This window comes from Methyloceanibacter superfactus, from assembly GCF_001723305.1.
Taxonomy (GTDB): domain Bacteria; phylum Pseudomonadota; class Alphaproteobacteria; order Rhizobiales; family Methyloligellaceae; genus Methyloceanibacter; species Methyloceanibacter superfactus.
Genome location: NZ_LPWF01000016.1, coordinates 205,676 through 218,540, shown reverse-complemented (window position 1 = coordinate 218,540; position 12,865 = coordinate 205,676). Strand labels below are relative to the sequence as shown.

15 protein-coding genes, 1 tRNA gene and 1 pseudogene are annotated in these 12,865 nt (G+C 63.3%); 8 read left to right on the top strand and 9 right to left on the bottom strand.

The window, feature by feature from the left end; translation table 11 throughout:
- Positions 1–145 precede the first annotated feature (145 nt).
- The 5 genes and pseudogenes from AUC69_RS05760 to AUC69_RS05745 form a co-directional block, all read left to right on the top strand.
- A pseudogene (locus AUC69_RS05760) lies at positions 146–1,767 on the top strand (DUF1254 domain-containing protein); the annotation flags it as partial.
- A 171-nt stretch (positions 1,768–1,938) separates the two neighbouring features.
- Positions 1,939–2,577, top strand: coding sequence for a hypothetical protein (locus tag AUC69_RS05755; RefSeq protein WP_141700616.1), 639 nt, complete (start codon positions 1,939–1,941; stop codon positions 2,575–2,577).
- A 31-nt stretch (positions 2,578–2,608) separates the two neighbouring features.
- Positions 2,609–3,400 (top strand): DUF2092 domain-containing protein, encoded by a 792-nt coding sequence (locus AUC69_RS05750; protein WP_069441295.1) that lies wholly within the window; start codon positions 2,609–2,611, stop codon positions 3,398–3,400.
- Between the two features lie 2 nt (positions 3,401–3,402).
- Positions 3,403–3,618, top strand: a complete 216-nt coding sequence (locus AUC69_RS18355) for a hypothetical protein (protein ID WP_425283505.1) — start codon at positions 3,403–3,405, stop codon at positions 3,616–3,618.
- Between the two features lie 203 nt (positions 3,619–3,821).
- Positions 3,822–5,261 (top strand): DUF1254 domain-containing protein, encoded by a 1,440-nt coding sequence (locus tag AUC69_RS05745; protein WP_083239135.1) that lies wholly within the window; start codon positions 3,822–3,824, stop codon positions 5,259–5,261.
- Positions 5,262–5,510: 249 nt separating this feature from the next.
- Here AUC69_RS05745 and AUC69_RS05740 read toward each other — a convergent pair whose 3' ends face one another.
- Both AUC69_RS05740 and aat read right to left on the bottom strand, forming a co-directional pair.
- Positions 5,511–5,702 carry a hypothetical protein gene (locus AUC69_RS05740; RefSeq protein ID WP_069441293.1) on the bottom strand — a complete coding sequence of 64 codons (192 nt, stop codon included), beginning with the start codon at positions 5,700–5,702 and terminating at the stop codon, positions 5,511–5,513.
- A 398-nt stretch (positions 5,703–6,100) separates the two neighbouring features.
- Positions 6,101–6,958 (bottom strand): leucyl/phenylalanyl-tRNA--protein transferase, encoded by an 858-nt coding sequence (gene aat, locus AUC69_RS05735; protein ID WP_158008031.1) that lies wholly within the window; start codon positions 6,956–6,958, stop codon positions 6,101–6,103.
- Between the two features lie 197 nt (positions 6,959–7,155).
- On the opposite strand from aat, the gene AUC69_RS16925 reads away from it, so the two are divergent.
- On the top strand, positions 7,156–7,398 hold the full coding sequence (locus AUC69_RS16925; RefSeq protein ID WP_141700615.1) for a hypothetical protein: 243 nt from the start codon (positions 7,156–7,158) through the stop codon (positions 7,396–7,398).
- On the opposite strand, the gene AUC69_RS05730 is transcribed toward AUC69_RS16925, so the two are convergent.
- Both AUC69_RS05730 and AUC69_RS05725 read right to left on the bottom strand, forming a co-directional pair.
- Complete coding sequence (locus tag AUC69_RS05730) at positions 7,395–7,682, bottom strand: hypothetical protein (RefSeq protein WP_069441291.1); 288 nt, start codon at positions 7,680–7,682, stop codon at positions 7,395–7,397. The two genes, AUC69_RS16925 and AUC69_RS05730, sit on opposite strands and share 4 nt — an antisense overlap.
- A complete protein-coding gene (locus tag AUC69_RS05725) occupies positions 7,679–7,942 on the bottom strand; it encodes a hypothetical protein (RefSeq protein ID WP_141700614.1) in 264 nt (87 codons plus the stop codon). The genes AUC69_RS05730 and AUC69_RS05725 overlap by 4 nt, the downstream gene beginning before the upstream one ends.
- A 180-nt stretch (positions 7,943–8,122) precedes the next feature.
- Between AUC69_RS05725 and AUC69_RS05720 the strand changes: the two genes are divergently transcribed.
- Both AUC69_RS05720 and AUC69_RS05715 read left to right on the top strand, forming a co-directional pair.
- Positions 8,123–8,196 (top strand) — tRNA-Gln (locus AUC69_RS05720).
- A 138-nt stretch (positions 8,197–8,334) separates the two neighbouring features.
- Complete coding sequence (locus AUC69_RS05715; RefSeq protein ID WP_069441289.1) at positions 8,335–9,987, top strand: tryptophan halogenase family protein; 1,653 nt, start codon at positions 8,335–8,337, stop codon at positions 9,985–9,987.
- Positions 9,988–10,020: 33 nt separating this feature from the next.
- Here AUC69_RS05715 and AUC69_RS05710 read toward each other — a convergent pair whose 3' ends face one another.
- Genes AUC69_RS05710 through AUC69_RS05695 form a run of 5 tightly spaced genes read right to left on the bottom strand, consistent with a single transcriptional unit; the run spans position 10,021 to position 12,766 of the window.
- Complete coding sequence (locus AUC69_RS05710) at positions 10,021–11,064, bottom strand: succinylglutamate desuccinylase/aspartoacylase family protein (RefSeq protein WP_069441288.1); 1,044 nt, start codon at positions 11,062–11,064, stop codon at positions 10,021–10,023.
- Positions 11,064–11,396: an ATP-grasp domain-containing protein gene (locus AUC69_RS18960; RefSeq protein WP_210180234.1), complete on the bottom strand. Its 333-nt coding sequence runs from the start codon at positions 11,394–11,396 to the stop codon at positions 11,064–11,066. Before AUC69_RS18960 ends, AUC69_RS05710 begins: the two co-directional genes overlap by 1 nt.
- Positions 11,366–11,968 (bottom strand): RimK family alpha-L-glutamate ligase, encoded by a 603-nt coding sequence (locus AUC69_RS18955; RefSeq protein ID WP_210180233.1) that lies wholly within the window; start codon positions 11,966–11,968, stop codon positions 11,366–11,368. The genes AUC69_RS18960 and AUC69_RS18955 overlap by 31 nt, the downstream gene beginning before the upstream one ends.
- 34 nt (positions 11,969–12,002) lie before the next feature.
- On the bottom strand, positions 12,003–12,491 hold the full coding sequence (locus tag AUC69_RS05700; RefSeq protein ID WP_069441287.1) for an ATP-dependent zinc protease family protein: 489 nt from the start codon (positions 12,489–12,491) through the stop codon (positions 12,003–12,005).
- A complete protein-coding gene (locus tag AUC69_RS05695) occupies positions 12,488–12,766 on the bottom strand; it encodes a hypothetical protein (protein WP_069441340.1) in 279 nt (92 codons plus the stop codon). The genes AUC69_RS05700 and AUC69_RS05695 overlap by 4 nt, the downstream gene beginning before the upstream one ends.
- Between the last annotated feature and the right edge of the window lie 99 nt (positions 12,767–12,865).

Here is a 12,865-nt window from a genome sequence, read left to right as displayed (position 1 = left end):
ACGTCGCGACCTCAGGTTGTCGCAATTCCCTGCTAAGGCAAAATGTAATTCACCCGGGCCATCCGGGACCGCCTCGCTTGGATCGTGATGATGCCGGGCGAGAGCATGTGTTCGCACACGAAAATGCCCAATCTGGAGAAGATGGATGAAGCCTATCCAACTCGCCGCGCTTGCTACGGCTCTGACCTTGGGAACCGCTCTCACAAGCTTCGGCGCCGCCCTCGCCGAGGTCTCTCAAGAGACGGTCGATTCTCTCTCCGCGCCGAACAAGATCGACACCAGCCGGGGCACGCTTGAGTTCGAGGACGGTGCGCCGACTGTGGATACGGCCAAGAAGGTCTACGACACACTCGACTTCACACGCGCACTCAACGTCTACAACAACAGCTTCCGCGGCGCCTCGGCGCTGGCATTGGTCAAGGGCTTCGAAACCATCGGCGCAAGCCCGGCGACGTCGCCATTTTCTCCGAGCTGATGGATTCGAACTCGCTGTTCCTGACGGCCAACGCCGACACGGTCTACTACCTCACAGCGCTCGATCTGAGCCATGGGCCGGTGGTGATCGAACAGCCGTCGAACGCCGTCGGCACGATCAACGATATGTGGTTCTCCTGGATCATCGACATCGGCGGTCCCGGACCGGATCGCGGGCTCGGCGGCAAGTATCTGATCGTAGGACCCGGCTATGACGGCCCGCTGCCCGAGGGCGGCTACTTTATCGCCCATTCCAAGACCAATCTCGCCCTCTATGCCGCGCGCGCCTACCTCGTCGACAACGACCCGAAACCGGCCATCGACAACGTCAAGCAGAACCTCAAGATCTATCCCTACCAGCCGGGCAGCTTCGGCACGAGCATTGCGCAGGCCCTTGAGGGAACGGTGCGCATCGCGGGCGAGCCGAAAATCCCCGAAACGAAATTCATTGAGGCGAGCCACCTGTCGTTCAACACGATCCCGCCGAGCGATTTCGGCTTCTTCGAGATGATCAACGAGAACGTCCAGAACGAGCCGGCCACGAGCTACGACGTCGAGCTCGCCGGTCAGCTTGCCGCCATCGGCATTGTTCACGGCAAGGACTTCAAGCCGGGCGATCGGATGAAAAAGATTCTGTCGGAGGCGGCCGCCTTCGGCCAGGCAACCGGCCGGTCGCTCAACTGGCGCTACGCGATGAAGCACTCAGACTGGGCGTATTACGAAGGGTCGAAGTGGGGCAGCATGCTTTGGGAGGGTGGTGCATTTTTCGAAACGCCCCCGCCCGCCTTCAAGGACGGCATGTTCAAACCGTATCCGCCGACGGGTGCGCGCACGCTCGATTCGCGCGCGGCCTTTTACTACGGCTACACACTCGACTCGCCGGGCATGATCATGCGCATTCCGGGCGTCGGCTCGCAGTATCTGATGGGCTTTCTCGATGCGGATGGAAATCCCTTCGACGGCGACAAGACGTATAAAGTGACGTTGCCCAAAGACATTCCGGCAGAGGCGTTCTGGTCCTTCACCCTCTACGACAACCAGACCCGCTCGATGCTGCAGACGCCGCAGAAATATCCGCGCGCCGGCAGTCAAAGTTACCCCTCGCCCGCCGCGGAAGCCGATGGCGACGGCTCGACGACCGTCTATTTCGGTCCCGAGCAGCCCGACGGCGTGAAGCGCGGCAACTGGATCCAAACCGACCCCAAGAAGGGCTGGTTCACAATCCTGCGCCTCTACAGCCCGCTGCCGTCCTTCTTCGACAAGAGCTGGCGCCCAGGCGAGATCGAGCTTGTCGATGCCGGCGGCGAAAAGGCGGGCGGCACGATGATCCAGAAGATCGAAAAGAAGATCGAGGAACGGATGGACAAGAACTAGGCATCCCGCCAAAGGCCGAATAGCGCGAGCCTCCTGCGGCTTCAGCGAATGCGCCACCACAATCTCGTGCAAAATGAAGGAAACTCCCTGATGCAAACTCTGTTCGCGACCAGATCCGGTGCTCTCGCGTTCGCGGTCGCTGCAATTATCGCCTCTCCGAGTATGGCGCAGTCGATCGCGTTCGACGGCGCGACGGCGGACTTGATTCAAGTCACCGCGACGGTCGATGCGGTCGACAAAAAAGATCGCCTGATCACCCTGACGGGTCCGCAGGGCAACACCGTCGTGATCAAGGCAGGACCCAAGGTGAGGAACTTCGATCGGATCAAGGCCGGAGACGATGTCGTCGCCAGTTACTTCGAGGAAATTTCCGTCGTCGTCACCGATGCTCCGTCCGACGGCCCGCCGATGACCAAAGAGGAAGGTCTTGAAGAAGATGCCGAAGGCGGCATGGACGCGCCTCCTCCCGCCACCGTGGACGTCGAAGCTGGAGCGGCGGTCGCAGCCAAGGGCGCCGAGCCCGGCGCCGCGGTGGGAGAGGTCGTGACCATCAACACGACCATTGAGGCCGTCGAATACGATACCCGCATCGTCACCTTGGCCGGCCAGAACGGGTTGTCCCGGCGCGTGAAGGTCGGTCCGGCGGTCGCGATCGAACAGCTAAAGGCCGGTGACGGCGTGACGATACAGATCAAACAAGCCGTCGCCGTCGACGTGCAGGTTCCGTAATCGTTCCAAATTCATTAGAGGGAGACCAACAATGTTGTGGTCGAGAAGACTGACTTTAGCCGCGCTTGCCTTTGCAGTTTCGCTCGGCGGATTGGCTGCTGTGTCGATCGGACAGGCGCAGGCGGCGGACGACGACGCCGGCAAGATTCTCAAGTCGATGTCGGACTATATGGCAGCGCAGAAAACCATTTCTCTCACCTTCGATTCCAGTCTCGAGGTGATCACACCGGAAATGGAAAAGATTCAGTTCGCCAGTTCCGGCACCTTACTCATGCAGCGCCCCAACGAGCTCAAGGCGACGCGCACGGGCGGATATGCAGACGTGGAGCTGTTCTTCGACGGGAAGACGCTCACGGTGTATGGCAAGAACATCAATGGCTATGCGCAGCTGGACGCGCCCGGGTCGGTGGACCAGCTGATCGACACGTTGCGTGGGCGCGGCTGGGCCCTGCCGGGGGCGGATCTGCTCCTCGGTGACATCTCCGGCACCCTCATGTCGGATGTGATCTCCTCCAAGAACATCGGCCTTGGCGTTGTCGGTGGCATCGAGTGCCACCACCTGGCTTTTCGGAACCAGGATGTCGACTGGCAGCTGTGGGTCGAGGTTGGCGACAAGCCCATCCCACGGAAACTTGTGATCACGAGCAAGGCCATTGGCGGCGCGCCGCAATACACGCTCGTTGTCAAGGATTTCAAGACCGACGTAACGGCGGATCAGGCGATGTTTGAGTTCACGCCTCCAGATGGCGCAACAAAGCTCGATGTGGATGCCCTCGCCAAGCTCGACGAGCTCCCCCCAGCAGCACCCGCGAAAGGACAATAGTCATGAAGAAGTCAGCGAAGTCTCTCATGCTTGTTGCCGCAGCCGTCGCTGTCGGCGCTACCGCCTACCTCTGGAATGGAGACATCACCCAGACCTCAAAGTCGGGATTCGTGACAGAGGCTCAGGCGATCATCGGACGCCCCCTGACGCCACTAAGCTATGCCGGGGTCGCGCGCCGTACGGTACGTCGTTGCGCCGTTGGCGTTTATTATTGCTAGCAGTCATTGCACAACAGCGCCCGGTTCTCCGGGCGCTGTTTTTGATGAACTGGATCGGCTTTGTCTGGGCCATCGGGTTGCTTGGCCGAGAACTGCAGAAATGCACCGAAGCGCGCCACTAAGATGCTCGCGACAACGGTAGTGTCTCGGCTGTTGCCTCTTACGGCCACAGATCGCGAATGCGGGATAGGAGTTTTTGGACCATGAAACACGCGACACATTGGACCCAGACAGCGGTGGCGATGGCGCTCGCCGGCGTCTTGGCCGCCTATTCCGCTCCAGCAGCAAAAGCGGCCGAATGGCCCGGCATCGTCGAAGCCAAGGATATCGCCGAGGAAGGCTTCATCTACGGCCTGCCCATCGTGATGAACTATGCGGTGATGTACGCCTACGCCGTCGACAAGAACTCGGGCCAGTTCAAGGCCCCGTTCAATGAGATCAAGAACGAGGCGCGCGTGTTCACCTACGAGGACACGGCAATCGTCACGCCGAACAGCGACACGCCCTATTCCTTCGCCTGGCTCGACCTGCGTGCCGAGCCCGTCGTGCTTTCGGTGCCGGAGGTCGAGAAGACCCGCTACTACGCGGTGCAGCTCGAGGACGGCAACACGTACAACTACGGCTATATCGGCAGCCGCGCGACCGGCAACGAGGCTGGCGACTACATGGTTGTCGGTCCCGATTGGCAGGGCGAAGCGCCGAAAGGCATCAAGAAAGTCTTCCGCTCGTCCACCCAGTTCTCGCTTGCCGCCTATCGCACGCAACTCTTCAATCCAGCCGACATCGATAATGTGAAGAAGGTGCAAGCCGGCTACAAGGTGCAGCCGCTATCGGCCTATCTCGGTAAGCCGGCCCCGGCGGCCGCGCCGAAGATTGATTTCCCGAAGATCGACAATGACCTGGTCAAGGCCCACTTCTTTGAATATCTCGACTTCGCGCTTCAGTTCGCGCCGGCCCAACCGAATGAAAAAGACATTCGCGCCAAGCTCGCTCAGATCGGCGTCGGCGCGGGGAAGAACTTCGACTTCCACGAGCTGCCGCTCGGTCACAGACTCGAGGTCGGCCTCGGCATGAAGCAAGGCGACAAGAAGGTTGACGCCTATGTGGCCAGCGGCGCCAAGAACGTGAACGGCTGGAAGATCGGCTCTTGGTTCGGCGATAGCGCCTTCTTCGACGGCAATTGGCTGCTGCGCGCCGCCGGCGCCAAGGGCGGCATTTACGGCAACGATTCTGTGGAGGCGACCTATCCCCTGACCCGCGCCGATGGGAAGGGTCAACCGCTCGACGGCAGCAAGCACAACTACACGCTGACATTCCCGAAAGGTGAACTGCCGCCGGTCAACGCCTTCTGGTCGGTCACCATGTATGACGGCAAGACGCAGCTCCTGATCGAGAATCCGATCAACCGCTACCTCATCAACTCGCCGATGCTGCCCGAGCTGAAGAAGAACGCGGACGGCTCGCTCACCCTCTACATTCAAAAGGACTCGCCCGGCACCGACAAGGAATCCAACTGGCTGCCCGCGCCGGACGGCCCGATCTATCTCGTGATGCGGCTGTACTGGCCGAAGACCGAAGCACCGTCGGTCCTGCCGGCGGGCGAAGGCAGCTGGCAGCCGCCGGCTGTCCAAGCCGTGAAGTAGCGCGAGCTAATTGCTCTTGCCGAAAAGGCCGCCAAAGAGGCCATCGCCACCAAACAAGCCCCGCTTGCGCGGCTCGGCAGCCGGGGCGGACTCCTCGGCAACCGGAGTCTCCTTCGGCGTTGCTCTCGGCGCCGACGCCGTTGAAGGCTTTCGCCCGCCCGCAGCCGGGGCGGCCCGCGGGGGCGGCGCGGTCGCAGCGCGCCGGCGGTGCGAGGGCCTCTTTGTCGATCCAGCCGGTCGCGCCGCTCTTCAGTCCCGGATATGGGCGAAGCCTCCCTCTTGACCGATCACGCGGAACGGCCTGCCCGCGGGGAAGCCGAACATGACCGCCGCCGATGGCGACGGACTTGCCAGCAATTCGACGGGCCTTCTGGCGACCAGCATCAAGCCGGCGCCCGGCAGTTCGGCCGCGTCGCGTCGGCCCGGCCTGCTGAGCCGCATCCCCCGGTCTGCTCGACCGGCTCGCCGGCGGGGTCGCGGCCTCCTGCGTGGCGGGCGGGGGGTCTGACCGGGTACCGTTGCGGGCGGTAGTCTCACGCGCCGGAGCGGGCTCGGGCGCTTTGGCTGCCTCGGGGACCGTGGTGGTCTGCGGCGTAGAGGTTTCAACCGCGGCCGGCGCCTTATCCTCGCCGGCGGGCCCACCGATATAGTGGCCCGCGCGCAGCCCGATACCCACCACGAGAATGAGGCCGGCGACGCCAAAGAACGCGACCTGCTTCAACGAGAATCTGCCGAGCTTCGGCTGTGGTTTGGTGGGGCCTAGGTCCATGCCCGGATCATGGCATGGCCTGGCGTTTCGATCTACTCGGACGGGCGGCGCAAAGCCTCGTCAATAAGGCCTATGGCGTATCGGCGTGTGCCCCGGGCCGCCAATCGGCGACCGCCTTGGCATCCAGCTCCGGCTCCCAGCGGCCGCCCTGCCGGGGCGCTTCGTGTGGCGCATCGGCCAGCGCGGCAAGCCGCCGCAAATAGTCGGCGCGCGGCATCTCGTGGAATCCCATCTGCGCCGTGGTGGGCGTGAGCCACTTGTTGTCGGCGAGAACGAAGCCCCAGCGGGCGAGATGCCAGGCGAGCACCGAGAAGCCGATCTTGGACGCGTTCGACACGCGGAAGAATTGCGACTCGATGACGAAGACGCGGCCGACGGCGACGCCATAGCCACCGCCGACCAGTTCGCCCTGGTCGTTCCACACCTCGAAGGAGTGCACATGCCCGGCATCGTGAGCCTCGGCATAGGCGTGCATGATACGCGGCGTGATCCAGGTCAGGTGCCATTGGCCTGGCCGCCGTCCGGCGCACGCCTTGATCACGCCCTCGAAGTCGCGGTCGAAGGTGACCGCGTAGCGGCCCTGGCGCATCATGCTGCGTAAGCGCGACGAGATCCGGAAATTGTCGAGATGAAGCACGCCGCGCTTTGCCGGCGACAGCCATTTGGGCGCCCCCACATGGCCATGCGGAAACAATCCCTGGCGATAGGCGGCAAGCAAGGTCGGCACCGACAGGTCCGGAGCGATCCCGGCGAGCTCGCACGTCTCGGCGAGCGCGCCCGCATCAGGCAGGCCGCGGCTCGGGGCGACGAGGCTGGCGAGCCACATCCGCGCCAAGGGCCTCAGCGTGCCGATGCGGCCCGGCTTCAGCGCCCAAGCCGTGCCGAGAAGCATCCGCTCGCAGATCTGAAACGGCGTTTCGCGAAACAAGCACGCGCGCCTGGCCTCGGCCCTGTCGCGGCCGGCCACCGAGCCAGGCGCCGCGGACAGCCCGCGTGATATGACATTTTGCTCGGACACTGTTTCCCTTCGCGGCCCCATCACGTCCATGGGCCGAAAATAGCAGCCCGGAGCGCAGCATCCCGGGTCTCTGTGAGATCGCGGTTAATCGTGGCGCCCGCTCAAAATTGCCGAACGAAACCGAGCGCTGGGCGTTTTCCCTGTCCTGGCAATGCAACAAAAGGAAAACGACTATGACAGGACAGCATCCCTCGCATCAGCCGGCCAACGACGCTGACCGCTCGGCGGGCAATCTTGGTCAGAAAAAGGCCAAGGCCGAGAGGGCCAGCGACAGGAAACTCGACCATATGGGGACGCCCGACAAGGATAAGGCGAACCAGCCGTATCGCAATAATCGGCGTTCGGCCTAGCGAGGCGCCCGCCTGCGGTCCCACAGTCTCTCGTCGAGGACCCGCTGGACCCGTTCCGCCGGAGGAATCTCCTCGAGCTCGCGCGTGAAGCTGTGATATTCGTGCCGCGCGTCCTCGGGCCCAACCCCATGGAGCAGGCTGTTGCGCCATTCCAAGAGACGCCGCCAGCCGCGCGCATCGCCCCCCTTCTGGGGCGGCGGGACCCCGGCGATCACCAGACGCCGCATGACGGATTGGGCCGCCTCGGCCTCGTCTTGGCCGGCCTTGACCAGGAGATCGATCACCGCGGCGCGCGCGCCAGAAGCACCGGGCTCGGGGCCGATTTGTGACGGCGGTCGCGTTGCATGGCAACCGGGCCGGGCTGCGGCTTCCACGTGTCATCGAGACGCGTCTGCAAATCGACGAGTGGCTGAAGATCGTCCGTGGAGACGCCATCCGCGGCAAGCTGGGCGATCACCGCGCGCAGGCATTTGGCTCCGAGCACGGTGATATCCCCGTCCTCGGCCGTGTGCGTCTCGCGCAGCGCGCGAAGCGCCGCGCCCATGCGATCAGCCGATGGCGAGAGCGTTTCCATCCGGCCACATTACCCGGAAGCCTTGCAAATTTGGTTACTGCCCAAGGGTTTTTCCGCCCCTCCGGCCGCCTCAGGGTAAAAAGTCCGTTAGACTGTCGCTAGCCTTGCCAAGCGAGCGCGGCTGCGGCTAGAAGACTTGGCGGCCTCTGGTGGGGGATCGTCTAATGGTAGGACAGCGGACTCTGACTCCGCCAGTCTAGGTTCGAATCCTAGTCCCCCAGCCACCTCAGCACTTTCTCACTCTCCCGACCGTGCGATCCGCAAGCGAAGCACAGCCCTCGCGGGCATTCCGGCTTGGCACCCGCCGGCTGGGCGTCTAGCCTTTGGCGTGCAGACCTGGGGGAGGCGAATTGGGCCGGCCATTGCGCAGTATCACGATTGTCGGCGGCGGCACGGCGGGCTGGCTCGCGGCCTGCGTCCTCAATCGCTACTGCAAATCCCACGATTCAAAGCACAAGCTCGACATCACGCTGATCGAGTCGCCGACGATCCCGATTGTCGGCGTGGGCGAAGCGAGCCTGCCGGGCATGGTCGTGCTGTTGAACCAGCTCGGCATCCCTGAATCGGAGTTCTTCCAGGCCACGGATGCGACTTTCAAGGTCGCCGCGCATTTCATCAACTGGAACCACGACGACAAAGGCCGGCCCGTCGAGTTTCTGAACATCCTCAACGCTCCCGGCGCGATCGATGGCCGCCCGCTCGCCGATTATTTCGTCACATACGACCCGGCACGCGCCGCGCCGGACGCAGGCATGGCCTATGTGCGCGCCTTCTCGCCGGTCGCGGAGATCGTGCGCGGCAATCTCGCGCCGCGCCGCCCCGGCGAGCCTGATTTCAGCGGCGAGGTTGGCTACACCTATCATTTCGACGCGACCAAGCTCGCCGTGCTCTTGAAAGACGTCGCGACCGGCCGTGGCGTGAAGCACGTCCTGGACGACGTGGACAACGTCAATCTCGATGAGCGGGGATACGTCAAGTCGCTCACGCTGCGCCGCCAAGGCGAGCACGCGATCGATCTCGTCATCGACTGCACCGGCTTTCGCGGATCGATTCTGCAGCAGGCCTTGGGAGAGCCTTTCGAACCTTATGCCGACTATCTGCTGAACGATCGCGCGGCTGTCGTGCAGATCCCACACAAGGATCCGCGCATCATCGCGCCGACAACGCGGGCGACGGGCTTCTCGTCGGGCTGGAATTTCAACATCCCTCTGACGACGCGCGTCGGCACCGGCTACATCTTCTCCAGCCAGTTCATCTCCGACGAAAAAGCCATCGAGGAGCTGCTCGCTTTCTATGGCGATCAGGCGAAGGGCTGCGAGCCGCGCATCATTCCCATACGGACGGGCCGCGTGCGCAAGGCCTGGGTCAAGAACTGCGTCGCGTTGGGTCTCGCCGGCGGCTTCATCGAGCCTCTGGAAGCGACCGCGATTTTCATGACCGATCTCGGGGCGCGTTGGCTCCAGCACTATTTGCCGACACAGGATTTCGAGCCCGAACTCGCCGCCGCCTATAACCGTCAAGTGAGCCGCGTGTACGAGGAGGTGCGGGATTTCATCCAGGCGCATTACCACCTGAACAATCGGCAGGACTCCGAGTATTGGCGAACGGCGCGCGAAGGCATGAAGCTTTCCGACCGCCTCCAGGAAAATCTCAAGCTATGGCGGCACACGACGCCGGAATCGCTAGACCTCGACAGCTCATATCTCTTCGGCAGTCCGGTTTACACCCTGCTACTGATCGCCAAGGGCTTCTACAAGGACGCCAGGCTGGCGAAGGCGCCGTCTCTAAGCCGTACCGCGTATGACCGCTACCGCGCCGCCGAACGCAAGGCGCGTCCCGACCAGCTCGCGGGTCTCGTCAGTCATGCGGAGTTTCTGAAAACGGGGGGCAAGGCACCGGTCGGCCTCTTCACGAGTCCGCAGGTCGTCGATGCTCCGGCCTTCGCATCGGCGACGCGGATCAAGCTGCCCCCCTCGCCCGCCTTTTCGCACGGCCGGCGAAAGCCGAAGCGGTGACGGCGCTGGGTCGGGCGGCGGCTTGGACGCCGTTCAGATAATCTCGTCTTCGTCGAACAGCGGGTCTTCTTCGAGCTGACCGGCAAGCAAGTCGATCGTCGCGGCCGGATCGTCGCGCTGGCGAATTCGCGCGACATGGAAGAGACCGTCCCCTTCGTTCACCACGGGCAAATTCGTGCGGCCCACGATCAAGCCCGCTTCGTCGGCGATAATCTCGGTCTCCACGTCGCCGAACGGGTCGGACACCAGACCGAGGATGTCGCCCTGCTCCACATGGCTCCCCGGCGCTTTCAACGTCCGTAACAGCCCGCCTGCCGGCGCCCGCAGCCAAAAGCTGGAGGACGATCGCATCGGCGCCACATGCGGCTTGGTAATGCCCTTGGCCTTGAGCATGCCGAGCTGCCGCATCACGCGCAACGTGCCCATCACCCCGGTACGCACCGCGAGCTCGTCGAACCGCAAACCCTCGCCGGCCTCGAACAGCAGAATGTCCACGTCGTGCCGTTGAGCCGCCTGCCGCAACGACCCGTCGCGGATCTTGGACGTCATCACGATGGGCGCGCCGAAAGCTTCCGCCAGCGCCATCGTCTCGGGCTTGCGCGGCGATACGCGGATTTGTGGTAGATTGGTTCGGTGGATCGCCGCCGAATGCAGGTCGATGCCGACATCCGAGCGCGACACGATTTCCGTCATGAACTGATGGGCGAGCCGTGCCGCCAGCGATCCCGCCGCGCTGCCCGGAAACGTGCGGTTGAGATCGCGGCGGTCCGGCAGATAGCGTGAGTGGTGGAGGAAGCCGAAGGTGTTGACGATCGGCACCGCGAGCAACGTGCCCCTCAACGTATCGAGACTGGGCGTCCGTAAGATTCGGCGGACAACCTCCACCCCCATCACCTCGTCGCCGTGAATTGCGGCGCTAACGAACAATGTCGGACCCGGCTGCTTGCCGTGCACCACATGCACCGACATGGTGATTGGCGTGTGATCGGACATGACACTGACCGGCAGATCCACCGTCCGGCGCGTGCCCGGGGCGACGCTGTGGCCCCCGATCTTGAATGCGCTCTGTGCCGCCATCAGCCCTTGCCGCGCGTCCCCGTCTTACCCGGCTTCGCCTCTTTCTCCATGAAGTCGATAATCTTACCGGCGATATCGATGCCCGTCGCGTTTTCCACGCCTTCGAGCCCCGGCGAGGAATTGACCTCCATGACCACAGCGCCGTGATTGGTGCGCAGCATATCCACGCCGCAAACATTGAGCCCGAGCGACTTCGCCGCGCGCACCGCGGTCGAACGTTCCTCCGGAGAAATCTTGACCGGGATCGCGCTGCCGCCGCGATGCAGGTTGGACCGGAACTCGCCTTCCGCCCCCTGGCGCTTCATCGCCGCCACGACCTTGCCGCCGACCACGAGGCCCGGATATCGCTGCCGCCGGCCTCCTTGATGAACTCCTGCACGAGGATGTTCACATTGGCGCCGCGGAAGGCTTCGATCACCGACTTGGCGGACCGGTCGGTGTCGGCGAGAACCACACCGATGCCTTGCGTGCCCTCGAGCAGCTTGACCACCAGCGGCGCGCCGCCGGCAAGCTTCACCACCTCTTCGGTCTGCGAGGGATCGTGGGCAAAAGTCGTCACCGGCAGGCCGATGCCGTCGCGGGCGAGAATTTGCATGGAGCGCAGCTTGTCGCGGGACCGGCCGATGGCGACCGACTCGTTGAGCGGAAATACCCCCATCATCTCGAACTGACGCAACACGGCGAGGCCGTAGAACGTCACCGACGCGCCGATACGCGGGATCACTGCATCATACACGGGCAATCTTTCGCCGTTGTAGAAGATCTCCGGCCGCCGGGACGCGATATTCATGTAGCAGCGCAGCGTATTGATAATTTCGAGCTCGTGGCCGCGCTCTTCCGCCGCATCCTTGAGGCGCTGGTGCGAGTAGAGCTTGGCGTTGCGCGCCAGCATTGCGATCTTCATAAAAATCTCCGTTTCTATCTGGTCCGGCGCGCTGTTAGGCGCAGGACGCCGCGGCTTTGGGTCCCAGCGGCATTCCGGCGATATAGGACCGCCCAGGATTGACGACCATGCGATGGCGGCGAACAGCCGTGCGGCCGACGATGAGATCGAACTCCATATTGTCCCGGTTGGTCAGCGAGACCTCGATGACCCAGCGGTACCGGCCAAGGACCAACGTGGTCTCGATGATGGGGCGCTCTTCCGTGCTGCCACCCGTATTCTTGATATGGCGGTGATGGACGAGCGGCGCTTCGCAGCGCAACTCGTTTTTCCGTCCGGTAAGCGGCGAAAATCTGACCCAGGCGATCCCGTCGCGCTCAAAGCGTTCGATTCCCCCCGCATGCAGCGCGGAGGTCCGCGCGCCGGTGTCGATCTTTGCACGCATGGAGGAGACCCCGAGATCCGGCAGGCCGACATACTCGCGCCAGCCAATCTCCCGCCCGATCCGCAATTTGTCGGCTGGGCCAAGCTTCCTGTGCTTCATGACAGGCTATCCTCGTTGGCGCGCCGATAATTGACGAAGGTGTTGGCGGCCATCACCACGAAGAAGGTGTCCATATCGACCAGGATATAGCCTTGCTGCGCGAGCGCCCGCGTGAGCATCCGCACGTCATCCTCATAGAGCCGGCGGCATCCGAACATCTCCCGCAACAGCCGTGCCGAGATGCGATAGCGGCCGGTCTTCTTGCCGCCGAAGGGCTTGGCGTAGAGCGCCGCCAGCCTGTCCGCGACCGAGCTATAGTCGAGTCGATAACTCATGCGTCCCATCCATAGAAAGCCAAAGAGAATTTGTCTATGGAAATTTTTTTTTGCCTACAAGCCTAGCAGCCACTATATGGGGCCACGGGACGGCTCGCT

What these genes read in the sequence shown, in the direction of transcription:
- AUC69_RS05755 (WP_141700616.1), top strand. Translation starts at nt 1,939, where the DNA reads ATGCAAACTCTGTTCGCGACCAGATCCGGTGCTCTCGCGTTCGCGGTC.
- AUC69_RS05750 (WP_069441295.1), top strand. Translation starts at nt 2,609, where the DNA reads ATGTTGTGGTCGAGAAGACTGACTTTAGCCGCGCTTGCCTTTGCAGTT.
- AUC69_RS18355 (WP_425283505.1), top strand. Translation starts at nt 3,403, where the DNA reads ATGAAGAAGTCAGCGAAGTCTCTCATGCTTGTTGCCGCAGCCGTCGCT.
- AUC69_RS05745 (WP_083239135.1), top strand. Translation starts at nt 3,822, where the DNA reads ATGAAACACGCGACACATTGGACCCAGACAGCGGTGGCGATGGCGCTC.
- AUC69_RS05740 (WP_069441293.1), bottom strand. Translation starts at nt 5,702, where the DNA reads ATGCGGCTCAGCAGGCCGGGCCGACGCGACGCGGCCGAACTGCCGGGC.
- AUC69_RS05725 (WP_141700614.1), bottom strand. Translation starts at nt 7,942, where the DNA reads ATGGGCGCGGCGCTTCGCGCGCTGCGCGAGACGCACACGGCCGAGGAC.
- AUC69_RS05710 (WP_069441288.1), bottom strand. Translation starts at nt 11,064, where the DNA reads ATGGCGGCACAGAGCGCATTCAAGATCGGGGGCCACAGCGTCGCCCCG.
- AUC69_RS18955 (WP_210180233.1), bottom strand. Translation starts at nt 11,968, where the DNA reads ATGAAGATCGCAATGCTGGCGCGCAACGCCAAGCTCTACTCGCACCAG.
- AUC69_RS05700 (WP_069441287.1), bottom strand. Translation starts at nt 12,491, where the DNA reads ATGAAGCACAGGAAGCTTGGCCCAGCCGACAAATTGCGGATCGGGCGG.
- AUC69_RS05695 (WP_069441340.1), bottom strand. Translation starts at nt 12,766, where the DNA reads ATGAGTTATCGACTCGACTATAGCTCGGTCGCGGACAGGCTGGCGGCG.